We start from the raw sequence: 15,225 nt of genomic DNA, 5'->3' as shown, positions 1-15,225 counted from the left end.
ACTATGAATATCGGGCAAGCGGCGAAAGCCACGGGTGTGACAGCAAAAATGATTCGGCATTACGAAACCATCGGGCTAATTGCGCAATCGCACCGCACGGAAGCGGGTTATCGGCAGTATTCGTCAACGGATTTGCATAACCTGCGATTTATTAAAAGTGCACGCTCACTGGGTTTTTCGCTTAACGATATCGAACAGCTCTTGTCCCTCTGGCAAGCTAAGGATCGCGCCAGCGCGGATGTAAAAGTGCTGGCGCAGCATCACCTGGACGCGCTCAGTGCCAAAATTCTTGAACTGACGCAGATGCGGGATACTATCCAGAAACTGGTCGCGCACTGCCAAGGCGATCAGCGTCCTGACTGCCCGATTATCAATGGCCTTGCACACTCGTGTTAATCCCGTGAGTGCCACCGCTCTATGAGAAATGTCACCACACTGTGTGAGGCGTTGACAGCAAGACGGGCTTCCGCCATGGTGATAGGTGGGGCTGCAAGCCCCGCCCATGGGCTGAACCGATATGGGTTCGGTAAGCGCCGACGCCATCGACAATCGCCGAAAGCCCTTGCAAAATTTTTCGCTGGTCATCCGGCTAACAGTGCATCAATATTTAAACCCGGATGCTCTTGCATGACCCGCCATAAGGGAGCCACGGATTGCTTTGAGGGCATATCCAATGCGAAGGTATTGATATAGGTTTTACATAAAGCGTCGATGATGGAACTCGCCGCCGTGATGGCCGCGTGTGGGTCTGCATGCAAGTGGGTAATCGCACGCGTAAATTCTGCTTCAATAGACGCAAAGTCCCCCTGATAAAAAAATCAGCCAGCGTTTTGGTTGTTAATCCCGCGCCCGCCACCGTGACAACGCCATTCAATTGATAACCTAATTGGTTTTTCGCAAGACTGTCGCCAATGCGGTGTTGCGCCGTACTGATCCGTTCATCAATGGATGGATCCGCATCCATCAGCGTTTGGATGCAAAACCCCAACACACCCAGTGGGTTTAACACCTCGTCCTCATTACAGCGCTTGAACCACTGAATACATTTTGTCTCCAAATTTCCTTCAGGCGGGTCCCCCGGTGCACCAGCGTCCATGAACAGTAAATTGATTTTGGAATGGCTCACATAATACTGCGAGAGAACCGATGCTACCGTACTCATGACAGAGTTAGGAATCATTGTCACAGGTCAATACTCCTGCTGTTGATCATCAGGAACCGACGTGGGTTTCGTCCAGGGTAATTCCGGCCAACCCGGAGTCCCATAGGCAATCAACGCTCCGTCGTAGTGAATCGTTACTGCAAGAAGATGGTAAAAAATTGCAAGGCAGGTAAAGGTTCTGTCGTAATATTTTTGCACTTTGTTCGGTGAGTTTTCCAAAATATCGGCATGCGCCGCTTGATTGCGCAGCTTCGACCAATCCGTTGGCCAATGACTGAACAGAGGTTTTTCGGTCACAAAAGTGCGCAATCCTGCCGTGATATTTTTTTGTTTGAAATTGATTAATGTGTTTTCCAGTTTTTGCATTACGTCAGTATCAATATCCGTTTTTCTTAATTTTTCAATTGACGCATTTAATTTTTCTTCATACGCAGCATCATGCTTCAACAGTGGAGCAAAATGCTGTTTAAATATGCCTTCGATTGACGTCGTGAGCGCAAGCGCCCACAGTTCCAGGCTCGCGCCATGTGCCACGAATATTTTATGCCAATAACCATAAAACTCCGCCAGCTGATCAGGATGTTGTAAATAGGCAGTGATGTAATGATCCAGAAATTGTAGCGCGTTGCCATAACTGTTGGGAAAGGTTGATTGAAACGGGCGCGGAAGTCCATGCGAGGAAATTTTCTTTAACGACTTTATGTCGATGGACGCGAGGGAACCTTCATGAATTTCTGTAGTTAACGGCATCAGCTGCCGTCCCACCAATATTGAAAGGCCACTCAGAATCGCTTTGGATAACGTATCAGTAGGCATTGCACGATGTGTGGTTACCGATATTACCAATTTTTCTTCCGCAGTATTTATCGTCATGTCGAACGCATCGAGCTGCACGTTAAAGATGGATCGACGCCTGCCACCGTTACCGTAGGGTTCAAATTCGTTACACGGAAGTTCTACGGAATAAGGAATAACAAATTGCAGCGTGTCGTGTTCGCGGGGCGTTTTGATAGCAACCCTGCGAGTGACCGCGTACAAGTGAGGCTTGATCACAACGCTGTTGGTAGGAAAATAATAATGGTTTTTGGACAGGTTTATTTTTTCTGCCGTCCACTCAACACCGAAAGCATCTGTGCATACCATGTCAAAATAATAATCATCCGGAATAATTGTTCCCGGAAGTGTACCCAGCGATGCCTCATCGGTGGTCATTTGCGACATCAACTGTTCCGGTGTACCGACATGAATCATTTGTAATGTCAGACGTCCTTCACTGTCTTGAAAGATTTTGCCTGAGCCTTGGAAGATGACCGGATTACTCACCTGGCACTGCGTCAGCGTGATACTTACACCGTCAATTTCCAACTGCGACGCGAGGGCATTGTTGAGGAGTTTGTGGAGCACCATGGGGACCGTTCCTTAAGACTGGGTAACTGCACGCACGCGGCGCAGACCTCGTTTATAGACGATCACTGTAAGTGGTGGCAACTATGTTATCACGATGCGGAGAATCTGATAATCGAGAGAGGCGGAGCTATCCCTGGATGAAAGCGCTTTATGCCAGAGAGCAATCACCAGAAGGTAGATGGTTACCTGTCAACTTTGAAAAATTGCGCTATTTAGTGTTTGCCATTGTTTTCAGCTCGGTTGAGGCAGCCTATACCAATAACAGCCATGATTGTTGTGACGAGGGGTCGTCATGCTGCTAATCCCTACTGTTCGACTTTGGTAAGGGCGTGCAGAATACCGCAGTCTTTAACCACTCTGTTTGTGTTGCACTGGATACGTAATGCATTTAATTGACCTCGCAATGCGGTGAATTCAGTAATACGAGAGTCTACCTCCTGCACATGTGCATCAATAATTCTATTAATCTCACCGCAGGCCTCATCAGGAGTTGTTTGATACCGAATCAATTCACGTATTTCATCGAGCGTGAGTCCAAGATTTCGGCATTGTTTGATAAACCCCAACTGCCGTAACGACTCTGCATCGTAGAGGCGATAGTTACCTTCGGTCCGTTGTGGAACTGATACCAACCCTTCCTGTTCGTAGAACCGGATCGTTTGAACAGATAAGCCTATTTGCTTCGCCAAGGCACCAATTTTCATGTGATGTTTTCCACTTGACCCTATAGTGACTATAGAGTTTATAGTCACTATACGTATCTTGACTAGTTAAGAGCCAGCGCCATGAGTGATTGCGATTGTGAAGTTGAGTTGAAAGACGGTGACCAGAAAACCGTTCTGTATTGGCTGCTGGGTATTAATGCGGTCATGTTTGTACTAGAGCTGGGGGTCGGCTGGTTTGCCCAATCCACCGGGCTGATTGCAGATTCCCTCGATATGTTGGCAGACGCTATTGTGTATGGCATTGCACTCTATGCTGTTGGCCGAGCCATCACCGATAAAGCCAGAGCAGCATTAATCAGCGGCTATTTTCAGTTATTGCTGGCCATATTCATCCTGATCGACATTATCCGGCGCATCGCGTTTGGCAGCGACCCTGCATCACACCTCATGATGGGTATGGGGCTGGTTGCGCTGGCCGCCAACGTCACCTGCCTGTTATTAATTCAGAAGCACCGTCATGGCGAGGTGCATATGCGGGCAAGCTGGATTTTTTCTACCAACGATGTACTGGCGAACCTTGGAGTGATTATCAGCGGTGCGCTCGTGGCCTGGGTGGGTTCACGGTGGCCGGACATTGTCATCGGCAGCCTGATTGTCATCCTCATTTTGCGCGGCGCCTGGCTGATATTGAGCGATGCCAAACGGGAGCTGAAAGAGCACAGCACTCCAAAACCCTCCTGTTGCGATAAACCTTGTGGATCCTCACAAAATAGTGAGAACCACTAACATGATTGCTGTGTACAGGAAGACTTCCGAGCAAATATTCGTTACGGGCAATGCAGTGACCAGGAACTGTAATTTTGAGTGCCGTTTTTCATACTATGGTAGTGATTACTGGAAATAATCGCTCATTTACTGCCATAATCCAGTCAACTCTTTGGGAACAAACAAGTAACGTGAATTACTTCCTGCGTTATAAGTATTGGGCTTTACTGTCCACACTGCTTTGGCTAATGACCAGTTGGGCAGGTGTGCATGGGTATTTTTGTCTCGATGGCAATGAACCACCCGTATCCTTTCACATTGATGTAATGGATGGTCACCCGGTGAGTAAAGCTGGAGACGCAGACCAGGATGTCGATATAAACCAGTCACAATCGCTCTCCACCAAACCCTATCAGTGGGATGTGCTAGGGCCATTGCTCACTGTCTTCCTGATTGTACTTTCTGTAGGTTTGCCTGCATTATCCGCGCTACCAATTCCTCATCCCCCGATTCGTCATCAGTCGGGCTTGCGCCCACCGCTGCGTGCTCCGCCATATATCCACGCCTGATTGTTTCCTTGTTCGGAAATCCTTACACACTCTAATAAGCATCGCTTATTGAGTTAAATGTCATTGAGGCTGGAGTAACACCATGCGTTTTTTTTCTACCGTGATCGCACGTCTGGCGATCACAATCCTGTGCTATTCCCCTTGGGTAACGGCAGCACCCACGGAGTTGATCCGACTGGACGATGCTCTTAAGGCAACACTCCAATACAACCCTGAGCTATCCGGATACCGATTCAAGGAAGACGCCCTGAAAGGCGAACAACAAACAGCCGCATTGCGTCCGGAATATCGGCTCGCGGCTGAACTCGAAAATGTTGCCGGTTCCGGAGAGCTGCGCGGTACACAAGCCAGCGAATTGACTATCGCCGTCTCCTCGGTGATCGAGTTGGGCGATAAGCGTGATGCCCGTTTGGGCGTGGTCACGGCGCGGCAGCAACAATTGCAATCTGAACAACGGCTACTCACGCTGGATTTGCTATCGGATGTAACCCGGCAATTTTTGCAACTGGTCGCCGCGCAAGAGCAGTTGGCAATACGCACCGAAGCCGACCAACTTGCCCGCAATACCATGGACTCCCTTCGCAAATTGGTACAAGCCGGGCGCATTCCGGAAGCAGAGCTGCTGCGCGCTGAAGCTGGACTGGCTCGCACCTCAATTGCCTTACAGCAAGCCAAACAGCAGGTTCGCAGTGAACGCCTTCGATTGTCGGGTTATTGGGCAGATCCCACCCCTGACTTCCAGACTGCCCAAGGTGACTTGTACGCGTTACCTCCATCGATCTCCTTGCCCGAGCTTGAGTCGCGCCTGGATGCAAACCCGGATCTGGCCATGCTGGCCACCGAAATTAACTTACGGGCAGCAGAACTGCGCGAAGCCCGTTCGAACCGGCGGGGAGATCTGGAATGGAGTGCAGGTATCCGACGGCTTGAAGAAACCGGTGACTCAGCGGCTGTAGTTGGCCTGAGTATGCCGCTAGGTACAACAAAACGCGCTACGGGCGCCATCGCCACAGCAACAGCGCAACAATCCGGAGCCGAACAAGCCCACCTTAGTGCGCGTGTTCGCCTTCAGGCTGAATTGGCCGGTCTTTTTGAAGAGCAGCAGCAAGCAGTGAGCGAACTTGAAATGCTTCGTACCCGGGTGGTACCGGCATTAAAACGTGCGCGACATGAGACCGCCCAAGGATTTGATCTGGGCCGGTACAGCTATCTGGAATTGACCCTCGCCCAAGGGGAGCTGCTGGATGCACAACTCGCCGTAATCGATGCTGCACAACGTGTGCAGTACACCCGGATTGAACTGGAGCGGCTGACAGGTGCCGCATTTACCGAACAACACACCGAGGTTGCACCATGAATTTATCGTATCTGAACTGGCTGACCAGGACGCAAGCCATGGCTTGCGTTCTGGCATTGGCCTGTATTGTAAGCAGTCTCCCTGTAGCTCACGCGGCGGATAAGGACGACGAGAAACATACGGAACATGAAGGAGCCAAGAAATCGCCCAAACAGGTCGATAAAGATGAAAAATCCGAAGAGGATGAAAAGCATGAGGCGGATGGAAAAATCAAATTGACTGCCGAGCAATTACGCAAGGCCGGTATTCAAATCGTCAAAGCAGGACCGGTTTCCGTTCGTCAAACATTGCCGCTGTACGGTGTCGTAACGCCCAATGCCGAGGGCTTCCAACATATCGCAGCACGCTTTCCCGGTGTTATCAGACAGTTGGCCCGCAAACCAGGAGACAATGTTTCTGCGGGTGAAGTGCTCGCGACCATTGAAAGCAACGAAAGCCTCAAGGTGTACAACGTGACTGCTACGGTCTCCGGTGTAATTACCAACCGTCAGGGTGCCGTAGGTGAACAAACCACAGACACACCTTTGTTTACCATCATGAATGCTGCGACCGTCTCCGTAGATTTGAATGTTTTCCCCCGGGATGTTGGTCAGGTCAAGTCAGGCCAGCCAGTCCTTATCCAGCAACCACAACGCCAGTTGGAAGCAGAAGGCCGATTGGAGTATGTGAGTGGAATCGCCAACCCGGTCAACCAGTCCATCATTGCCCGTGCCTCATTAAAAAATACCGAAGGCCATTGGATACCAGGGCACTTTGTGAATGCAGAGGTCATTCTTTCGGAAACCCCGGCCGCCGTGGCAGTACGCAATGAAGCCCTGCAAACCCTAGATGGAGAGACGGTTGTATTTGTTAAAGAAGCTGACGGCTTTGAAGCTCGGCCAATTCAAACCGGGCGTACCGATCACCGTTACACCGAAATTGTCAGCGGTCTGGTGGCAGGTGAATCCTATGTCGCAGTTAACAGCTTTATCCTGAAAGCAGATCTGGGCAAGGAGAGCATTGAAGATGACGATTAATAACAATAACGGCGGCATTGTGTCCTCCTGCCTGACAGGAGTAACACGCAATGGTTGATGCACTGATCCAATTTTCTATCGCGCGCCGATGGCTGATTTTGTTTTTCGTAGTGGTCATTGCGGTAGCCGGAATCTGGAATTACCAGCGCCTGCCTATCGATGCGGTGCCGGACATTACCAATGTCCAAGTCCAGATCAATACTCAGGCTCCAGGCTATTCACCCCTGGAAGTCGAGCAGCGAATCACTTACCTAGTTGAGGTGGCCATTGCCGGACTGCCCCATGTAGAAAGTACCCGATCTATCTCCCGGTATGCGCTGTCCCAAGTGACTGTTGTGTTTGAAGACGGCACGGATATTTACTTTGCGCGCAATATCCTCAACGAACGCCTGCAACAGGTAAAAAGTCAATTGCCGTCCAGCATTGAACCGGAGATGGGGCCAGTAGCAACGGGGCTGGGTGAGATTTTTCACTATTCAGTACACGCCGATCCCAAAGCACGTCAACCCAATGGCGAACCTTACGATGCCATGGCGCTACGCACCTTGCAGGACTGGATAATACGCCCGCAATTACGCCTGGTGCCGGGGGTTACCGAGATCAACACCATCGGCGGTTTCGAAAAGCAGCTTCATATCACCCCGGATCCAGCACTAATGCTGGCTTATGGTGTGGTATTTGATGATCTCGTTGATGCACTCAAAAATAACAACACCAACATCGGGGCTGGTTATATCGAAAAAAACGGCGAGCAATACCTGATTCGGGCACCGGGTCAGCTCGCCGATATTGCAGCGATTAAAACCGTGATTATCGGGCGTCGTGACGGGGTTCCAGTGACGATTGGCGATCTGGCACAGGTGGGGCTGGGTAACGAATTGCGTACCGGTGCTGCTACTCGCGATGGTGAGGAAACCGTGCTCGGTACGGCTGTCATGCTGGTCGGTGAAAACAGCCGAATCGTATCTCGCGCTGTGGCCGCCAAGCTTGACGACATCAACCGCACCTTACCAAATGGAGTGACGGCAGAAGCCGTATATGACCGCACCGCATTAGTGGAAAAGACCATCTCTACAGTACAAAAGAATCTGCTGGAAGGTGCAATTTTGGTCGTCGTTGTGCTGTTGGTCATGCTTGGCAATGTCCGCGCCGCACTGCTCACCGCCCTGGTGATTCCTCTGTCCATGCTCATTCTCATGACCGGGATGGTACAGACCAAAGTCAGCGCAAACCTGATGAGTCTCGGTGCACTGGATTTTGGCCTTATCGTGGATGGTGCCGTGATCATTGTTGAGAACTGCCTGCTGCGACTTGCCCAACGCCAACACCATGTGGGCCAGCTTCTGAGTCTGGAGGAACGGTTGGAAACAGTGTTCAGGGCAACCCGTGAAGTGTTCACGCCTAGTCTTATCAGTGTGCTGGTGGTGATCCTGGTGAATATTCCCATCCTCGCGCTAACCGGCGTGGAAGGCAAAATGTTCATCCCGATGGCGCTCACAGTGATCATGGCTTTACTCGGTGCGCTAGTACTGTCCTTGACCTTCGTTCCAGCGGCACTGGCACTGTGTATGACGGGCAGGATCGAGGAAAAGGAAAGCCGGATAATCGCCAAATCTCGCGCTGCTTACGGACCGACACTCGACATGGCACTTCACCGTCGTGTACCCATCCTGATCAGCGCGGTGGTATTGGTGATTGGATCCGGCTGGCTGGCGTCCCGCATGGGTACCGAGTTTATTCCAGAACTGGATGAACACGATATTGCAGTGCAAGCCTTACGGATTCCCGGTACGAGCCTCAGCCAATCTGTGGAGATGCAATTCCAGGTGGAGCATGCATTGAAAGCGGTACCCGAGGTAAATACCGTTTTTGCCCGGGTCGGTACCGCCGAAGTGGCAAGTGACCCTATGGGACCCAATGTTTCCGATGGGTATGTCATGTTGAAAGATAACGCGGACTGGCCGGATCCGGACAAGCCCAAGGCGGAGGTACTTGAAGCCATTGAAGAAGCCTTGGAAAAAGTCCCTGGCAATGCCTACGAAATCAGCCAACCCATTCAGATGCGGGTTAATGAATTGATCTCCGGTGTCCGCTCCGATCTGGGTGTGAAAATCTATGGCGACGATTTGGAACAGTTGCGCACAGCCGGAAACCGTATTGCTGCCGTGCTTAACCGCATTGAGGGCGCTGAAGAGGTGAAGATCGAACAGACAGAGGGTTTACCCATCCTCTCTGTGGAAGCTGATCGGGATATCTTGTTGCGTTACGGCCTGAACATTTCCGAGGTCCAGGACACGCTGGCTGCCGCGACGGGCGGTGAAGAGGCAGGACAGATGTTTGATGGCGACCAGCGCTTTGAACTGGTGGTCCGGCTTCCAGAAATTCTGCGCAATGACCTGAAGGCACTCTCCAATTTACCCATTCCCCTCCCGGACGGCGGTTATGTCCCCTTGGGTGAAGTTGCCCGTATCACCCTGGCTCCCGGTGCCAACCAAATCAGCCGTGAGAACGGCAAGCGACGGCTGGTGGTGACAGCCAACGTAAGTGATCGGGATCTGGGCGGGTTTGTGGCCGAAGCACAAGAAAAAATCGCGCAGCAGGTCAAGCTGCCACCAGGCTACTGGCTCGATTACGGTGGAACCTTCGAACAGTTACAGTCCGCATCTGCGCGCCTAACACTACTGGTGCCTTTGACCTTACTGATGATTTTCGCATTGCTATTGATGACTTTTGGTTCGGCCAGGGATGCGCTGCTTGTGTTCAGTGGTGTTCCACTGGCGCTTACGGGCGGAGTCATTTTCCTGTGGCTACGGGACATTCCGTTGTCGATTACAGCAGGTGTAGGTTTTATCACCCTATCCGGTGTCGCGGTATTGACCGGGGTGATGATGGTGTCGGCATTCCGCGATGGGTTGAAGAGCGGCTTACCATTGGAAGTTGCCATTCGCGAGGGCGCCATGCTGCGGTTACGGCCGATATTGATGGTAGCGCTGGTAGCGGCATTGGGCTTCCTGCCTATGGCATTAAATACTGGTACCGGCGCAGAAGTGCAACGGCCATTAGCTACGGTGGTCATTGGCGGGATTATTTCATCCACCATATTGACCCTGCTGGTCTTGCCGGGCTTATACCGTATGGCTTATCGCGAAACACTAAAAGGTCAATAACCTGAGCTGTCACCAGCCCTGCGCTGGTGACAACCCAATTCTGGCGCGTTGAAAACCTGAGGCGCGCCTTTGTCAGGAGACTGGAACTATGAAACTGATCACTGCTCTCTTACACCACGTGCGGGTAACTGCTGTTATTGATGCGCTGAATGATGCTGGTTATCGCAATCTCAATTTGCAAGATGTCAAAGGCACACTTAAACCGTTGGGTGATTTTGAATTGACCTATTCGTCAGAAGCCCGGCTAGTTATTTCTGAGGTGCAATTGTCACTCCCCTGTGAAGACGGGGAAGTGGAATCGATTACCAGCATTATCCGCGAGACTGGTCGTATCGGCACCGATGTATCCGGATGGGTTTATGTGAGTGCTATTGAACAGGCGTGGCCCATCGGGGGTTCCTAAGTGTAGGCACTGAAAAATGTGCGACGGGAAAGTTTTTCCCCGTCGCCTTTCAATTCACTACAGGAAAATTTTTATGCTCACTCTTTCCCGGATACTCATTGCAATCGTCGTTGCCTTATTTCTTAGCGCTTGCCAAACAACAGTACCCAATACCTCCGGTATTGTGTTTGAAGAGGATGCGTTGCGTCAGCACAACCTTGAATTAAGCAATGCGACAGCCAACTTTAACGACGGCACGTTGACCATAAGCGGTGGCATTGGCCCAACACAAAAAAGACCGCATATCGCTTGCGGACAATTGCAGCTTCGCATACTTGATACCCAAGGTGTTTTATTAAAAACTCTCAATACAGATTATTCACCCTGTCACCTGCATTACGGCCCCAATACCCGACGTACAGGATCTTTTTCGGTAGTGATCAATGACATTCACCAACAGGCATTGATCATTAAAGCCAGTTATCAAAAAAAGCCGCATGAGGCTCACTGATCGTCTTTCATGCCCACGTTACTTACTGTGAGCTGGTGCTGGGTCAGCACTATTAATGACGCCCATTTTTATCGCAATTTTTCGAGTCAAGGAAAAACGCTATGGAACATACACACAGCTACGATGCACAGGGAAAACAACTGTGCTGCACAGAAGAAGGAAAAATAAATGTCCAGGCTGATGCGCTAATAAAAAACAAATCCGTGAAAAATTGTTGTTGTGCGGCTGACGATCACGAACAGCATACCGATGATGATGACCATAATCATGCCAGCAGTAGCGACCGTAACTTCGAACTGTTTCTACCCGCTGCGATTAGTTTAATTGCATTGCTAATTGCGATAATTCTGGATAATTATGTTCCGCAAACTTGGTTTACTGGCTGGCTGCGCATTGGTTGGTACGTTGCTGCCTACTTACCTGTTGGTCTACCTGTGTTAAAAGAAGCGGTTGAGAACATTGTCAAAGGTGAAGTATTTTCTGAATTTTTATTGATGAGCATTGCAACTCTTGGCGCCTTTGCTATTGGCGAATACCCTGAAGGTGTTGCCGTGATGTTGTTTTACTCCGTAGGTGAAGTATTTCAGACTCTTGCAGTCAAAAGAGCGAAAACCAATATTAAAACACTGCTTGACCAACGCCCCGATGAAGTAACTGTATTACGAAATAATCAAGCAATTATGCTGAAAGCAGAAACAGTCAGCATTGGGGATATTATCCAGCTTAGAGCAGGTGAAAAATTAGGTTTGGATGGTGCGCTTTTATCCGAAACCGCTTCCTTCAATACAGCAGCACTGACAGGTGAAAGTAATCCTGACACCAAAACCAAAGGTGAGACTGTTTTAGCAGGCATGATTAATCTAAATGTGGTATCGCAAGTCAAAGTGACCGCCGCCTATAGCGACAGCAAGCTGTCCAGAATTTTAGAACTAGTGCAAAACGCTTCTGCACAAAAAGCTCCCACCGAATTGTTCATCCGTAAATTCGCCAAAATATACACTCCGATTGTGGTTGTATTAGGTGTTGTGATTTGTCTGTTGCCGTACTTTTTTGTTGAGACTTATGTGTTCAGCCAATGGTTGTATCGCGCACTGATTTTCCTGGTGATCTCATGCCCTTGTGCTTTGGTAATCAGTATTCCGCTCGGCTATTTTGGGGGCATAGGCGCTGCAAGTAAAAATGGAATTTTATTCAAAGGCAGCAACTTCCTGGACACCATGTCAACTATTAAAAACGTGGTGATGGATAAAACTGGCACCATGACGGAGGGCGCATTCAAAGTACAAGAAGTAAATCTCAAGCCTGACTTCAATCGAGATGAAATCCTCAACATGGTCAATGCACTGGAAAGTCAAAGTACGCATCCAGTAGCCACCGCCATCAGTCAATTTGTTGGTGCTATTGATACCGATATTACATTGAACAATGTGGAAGAAATCTCTGGCCACGGACTTAAAGCTGAAATCAACGGTAAAGAATTGCTAGTTGGAAATTTTCGATTGCTCAACAAATTTTCTGTTCAATACGATGTAGATCCTGCCAGCATTGTGCATACGGTTATTGCCATCAGTTACGACCGTAAATTCGCAGGCTATTTGACCATTGCTGATAGCATAAAGGAGGACGCGCAATTAACAATAGATACGCTTAAACAACTCGGCGTTAACATCACAATGCTAAGTGGTGATAAAAGCTCTGTGGTGCAATTTGTTGCGCAAAAATTAGGTATCAAAAACGCGTTTGGCGATTTGTTACCCGAGGATAAAGTTAACAAGCTAAAAGAAATCAAAGCGCAAAACGAAACCGTTGCTTTCGTAGGGGATGGTGTTAATGACGCACCCGTAGTTGCATTGAGCGATGTCGGTATAGCGATGGGCGGCTTAGGCAGCGATGCAACTATCGAAACAGCCGATGTCGTCATTCAAGATGACAGACCCAGCAAAATTCCCACTGCCATTGCTATCGGCAAGCAAACTAAACGCATCGTTTGGCAAAATATTTCCCTCGCCTTCGGTGTAAAGGTGGTGGTATTGATATTGGGTGCAGGTGGTTTGGCAACGATGTGGGAAGCTGTTTTTGCCGATGTTGGTGTGGCATTACTGGCCATTTTAAATGCGGTGCGAATTCAGCGGATGAAATTTTGATACTGATTTATATCTGCCCACTCCCTAAGCTCGAAGGTAAAAATAAAGGTGAATGATTTGAAACGTTTCCATATGTGTATCGTCAGTGTTGTTGTAACCTGGTTTCTTATTGCAGGTTCTGCATTTGCACAAAGTGTTGCTCCCGGAGATTCGAAGCAGTTATGGCAGCTGCTTGATTACGTCGCGGTTGACTACAGTGGAGCGGTTGCAGACGGCGTCATCATCAGCGAAGCCGAATATGCTGAAATGTTGGATTTCACGGAGAACGCAGGCGCGCAATTACAGTTGTTACCCGAGCATGAATCTAAACAAAATATTGCCGACAAGATAGCTGAACTGCGAGCAGCTGTTCTGCGGAAGGAAGCGAGTAAAAACGTCGCCCAACTAGCGCAACAAGCAAACGCACTCTTGATAACCGCCTATCCCTTTCCGGTAGCGCCAAGAACTGTTCCCGATCTTGTTCGTGGTCAATCTCTGTATGCAGCGCAATGCGCTTCATGCCATGGAGCAGAAGGAAAAGGCGATGGTTTGCTTGCAAAAAACCTGGAACCTAAACCGATTGCGTTTACGGATGCGGAGCGTGCTCGTACAAGGAGTCTGATGGCTCTCTACCAAGTAATTTCCCAAGGTGTGGAAGGCACTTCGATGGTGAGTTTTAATTCACTATCGGAAGAAGATCGATGGTCGCTCGCATTTTATATCGGAACACTTTCCCACGATGAGACCATGCGCGAACACGGTAAACAACTGTGGGCTAACAACCATGATCAGATAAAGGGCCGCTTCGTCGATTTAACCGCGCTTACAACGATCACCGAGGCAGGTCTGGCCGAGACAGTAAAAGAAAGTACAGCTCATACTATAACGGCATACCTCAGGGCCAATCCCACTGTAGTAGAAGCAAATAAACCCATAGGCTTGGCGTTATCGCGGTTGCGTCTTGCAGAAAGTCTCGCCGCTGTGCGAGCCGGAGATCGAAATCTTGCTACCCGTTTGAGCTTGTCGGCCTATCTGGATGGTTTCGAACCACTTGAGCCCATAGTCGCCACTCGCGACAGCACACTGATGATTGCTGTTGAAACAGCGATGCTCGACTATCGCTCAGCGGTTGCCAAAGGAACAATCGAGGATGCTGAAGCGGCGGCCATCCAATTGGAGCTGCTTTTTTCGCAAGTTGATGGCGTATTACAAGAAGCAAAAGCAGACCCTGCGACTACTTTCATCGGGGCGCTCACCATTCTTTTGCGCGAAGGTGTTGAGGCATTGTTAATTGTTATCGGCATGATCACATTCCTGAAAAAGACTGATAAACCCGATGCGCTCCGCCACGTTCACAGGGGATGGATAAGCGCCTTGATAGCGGGAGTCCTGACGTGGGTGGTAGCAACTTATTTGATAGGAATCAGTGGTGCTAACCGCGAGGTGACCGAGGGTGTTGGGTCATTACTCGCCGCTGTCGTTTTGCTGAGTGTTGGGCTATGGATGCATCAAAAAAGCAGTGCGGGTAAGTGGCAAGATTATCTGAAAGGAAAATTATCAGCGGCGGTTTCGAGTCGATCAGCATGGGCGCTATTTGCGCTGGCGTTCATCGCGGTGTATCGAGAAGTTTTTGAAACTGTGCTGTTCTATTCCGCTCTGGCAGCAGATGGAAATAGTGAAGCACTTATAGCCGGTTTTTTCACAGCAGTATTATTATTGGCTGTGATTGCATGGATATTGTTACGCACCACCGCACGCATGCCGTTAGAGAAGTTCTTCTCTTTCACTTCCATTCTGGTAATGATCCTAGCAGTAATATTGACTGGCAAAGGTGTGTCAGCGTTGCAAGAAGCAGGATGGATTAGTGTAAGTTTAATTGCTACTCCGCGCGTAGAATGGCTCGGACTTTATCCGACGCTGGAGACGTTTACTGCACAGATAGCGGTTGCTTTGATAGCATGGGGATACTTCAGTGTTAATTGGCTTAAAACCTACCGTAGGAAGATCAAAACTTAAAAAATGATTGAGATTCAGGAAATATATTTACGGGATGGAATACACAGAAAACGATATAAAGCTGCTTGAAAAAGCAGAGTGAAAC

14 protein-coding genes are annotated in these 15,225 nt (G+C 49.4%); 10 read left to right on the top strand and 4 right to left on the bottom strand.

The features are described 5' to 3' along the window. Positions 1-3 precede the first annotated feature (3 nt). Positions 4-396, top strand: coding sequence for a Cu(I)-responsive transcriptional regulator (cueR, locus tag NNX04_RS21060; RefSeq protein ID WP_261948447.1), 393 nt, complete (start codon positions 4-6; stop codon positions 394-396). Positions 397-427: 31 nt separating this feature from the next. Here cueR and NNX04_RS21055 read toward each other — a convergent pair whose 3' ends face one another. The 4 genes from NNX04_RS21055 to cadR form a co-directional block, all read right to left on the bottom strand. Further along, entirely contained in the window at positions 428-568 is a 141-nt protein-coding gene (locus tag NNX04_RS21055; protein ID WP_261948446.1) for an abortive infection family protein, read from the bottom strand. A 39-nt stretch (positions 569-607) separates the two neighbouring features. After that, positions 608-1,186, bottom strand: coding sequence for a hypothetical protein (locus NNX04_RS21050; RefSeq protein ID WP_261948445.1), 579 nt, complete (start codon positions 1,184-1,186; stop codon positions 608-610). A 3-nt stretch (positions 1,187-1,189) separates the two neighbouring features. Then, positions 1,190-2,569, bottom strand: coding sequence for a hypothetical protein (locus tag NNX04_RS21045; RefSeq protein ID WP_261948444.1), 1,380 nt, complete (start codon positions 2,567-2,569; stop codon positions 1,190-1,192). Positions 2,570-2,874: 305 nt separating this feature from the next. Continuing rightward, the gene (cadR, locus tag NNX04_RS21040; RefSeq protein ID WP_261948443.1) at positions 2,875-3,273 is read right to left on the bottom strand and encodes a Cd(II)/Pb(II)-responsive transcriptional regulator; all 399 of its coding nucleotides are present in this window, start codon (positions 3,271-3,273) and stop codon (positions 2,875-2,877) included. Between the two features lie 81 nt (positions 3,274-3,354). Here cadR and NNX04_RS21035 point away from each other — a divergent pair, with 81 nt between their 5' ends. The 9 genes from NNX04_RS21035 to NNX04_RS20995 all read left to right on the top strand — a co-directional run bounded on the left by NNX04_RS21035 (position 3,355) and on the right by NNX04_RS20995 (position 15,140). Beyond that, entirely contained in the window at positions 3,355-4,020 is a 666-nt protein-coding gene (locus NNX04_RS21035; protein WP_261948442.1) for a cation transporter, read from the top strand. A 74-nt stretch (positions 4,021-4,094) separates the two neighbouring features. Continuing rightward, positions 4,095-4,568, top strand: coding sequence for a hypothetical protein (locus NNX04_RS21030; protein ID WP_261948441.1), 474 nt, complete (start codon positions 4,095-4,097; stop codon positions 4,566-4,568). An 82-nt stretch (positions 4,569-4,650) separates the two neighbouring features. Next, the gene (locus NNX04_RS21025) at positions 4,651-5,925 is read left to right on the top strand and encodes a TolC family protein (RefSeq protein ID WP_261948440.1); all 1,275 of its coding nucleotides are present in this window, start codon (positions 4,651-4,653) and stop codon (positions 5,923-5,925) included. Then, positions 5,922-6,941: an efflux RND transporter periplasmic adaptor subunit gene (locus NNX04_RS21020; RefSeq protein WP_261948439.1), complete on the top strand. Its 1,020-nt coding sequence runs from the start codon at positions 5,922-5,924 to the stop codon at positions 6,939-6,941. The genes NNX04_RS21025 and NNX04_RS21020 overlap by 4 nt, the downstream gene beginning before the upstream one ends. 50 nt (positions 6,942-6,991) lie before the next feature. Next, positions 6,992-10,108, top strand: coding sequence for an efflux RND transporter permease subunit (locus tag NNX04_RS21015; protein WP_151031839.1), 3,117 nt, complete (start codon positions 6,992-6,994; stop codon positions 10,106-10,108). Between the two features lie 88 nt (positions 10,109-10,196). Next, positions 10,197-10,511, top strand: a complete 315-nt coding sequence (locus tag NNX04_RS21010; protein WP_151031840.1) for a P-II family nitrogen regulator — start codon at positions 10,197-10,199, stop codon at positions 10,509-10,511. Positions 10,512-10,584: 73 nt separating this feature from the next. Continuing rightward, entirely contained in the window at positions 10,585-11,001 is a 417-nt protein-coding gene (locus NNX04_RS21005; protein WP_151031841.1) for a hypothetical protein, read from the top strand. A gap of 101 nt (positions 11,002-11,102) precedes the next feature. Then, a complete protein-coding gene (locus NNX04_RS21000) occupies positions 11,103-13,145 on the top strand; it encodes a heavy metal translocating P-type ATPase (protein ID WP_261948438.1) in 2,043 nt (680 codons plus the stop codon). A gap of 72 nt (positions 13,146-13,217) precedes the next feature. Beyond that, positions 13,218-15,140, top strand: a complete 1,923-nt coding sequence (locus NNX04_RS20995; protein ID WP_261948550.1) for a cytochrome c/FTR1 family iron permease — start codon at positions 13,218-13,220, stop codon at positions 15,138-15,140. The last annotated feature ends 85 nt before the right edge of the window (positions 15,141-15,225 follow it).

It is taken from the genome of Cellvibrio sp. QJXJ, assembly GCF_024452345.1.
GTDB lineage: Bacteria > Pseudomonadota > Gammaproteobacteria > Pseudomonadales > Cellvibrionaceae > Cellvibrio.
Note: the sequence above shows the minus strand (reverse complement) of the source record. Positions and strands in the feature narration are given on the sequence as shown.

Bases quoted from the DNA above. Each gene is read 5' to 3' on its own strand.
- cueR (WP_261948447.1), top strand. From the start codon at position 4: ATGAATATCGGGCAAGCGGCGAAAGCCACGGGTGTGACAGCAAAAATG.
- NNX04_RS21045 (WP_261948444.1), bottom strand. From the start codon at position 2,569: ATGGTGCTCCACAAACTCCTCAACAATGCCCTCGCGTCGCAGTTGGAA.
- cadR (WP_261948443.1), bottom strand. From the start codon at position 3,273: ATGAAAATTGGTGCCTTGGCGAAGCAAATAGGCTTATCTGTTCAAACG.
- NNX04_RS21035 (WP_261948442.1), top strand. From the start codon at position 3,355: ATGAGTGATTGCGATTGTGAAGTTGAGTTGAAAGACGGTGACCAGAAA.
- NNX04_RS21025 (WP_261948440.1), top strand. From the start codon at position 4,651: ATGCGTTTTTTTTCTACCGTGATCGCACGTCTGGCGATCACAATCCTG.
- NNX04_RS21020 (WP_261948439.1), top strand. From the start codon at position 5,922: ATGAATTTATCGTATCTGAACTGGCTGACCAGGACGCAAGCCATGGCT.
- NNX04_RS21015 (WP_151031839.1), top strand. From the start codon at position 6,992: ATGGTTGATGCACTGATCCAATTTTCTATCGCGCGCCGATGGCTGATT.
- NNX04_RS21010 (WP_151031840.1), top strand. From the start codon at position 10,197: ATGAAACTGATCACTGCTCTCTTACACCACGTGCGGGTAACTGCTGTT.
- NNX04_RS21005 (WP_151031841.1), top strand. From the start codon at position 10,585: ATGCTCACTCTTTCCCGGATACTCATTGCAATCGTCGTTGCCTTATTT.
- NNX04_RS21000 (WP_261948438.1), top strand. From the start codon at position 11,103: ATGGAACATACACACAGCTACGATGCACAGGGAAAACAACTGTGCTGC.
- NNX04_RS20995 (WP_261948550.1), top strand. From the start codon at position 13,218: ATGTGTATCGTCAGTGTTGTTGTAACCTGGTTTCTTATTGCAGGTTCT.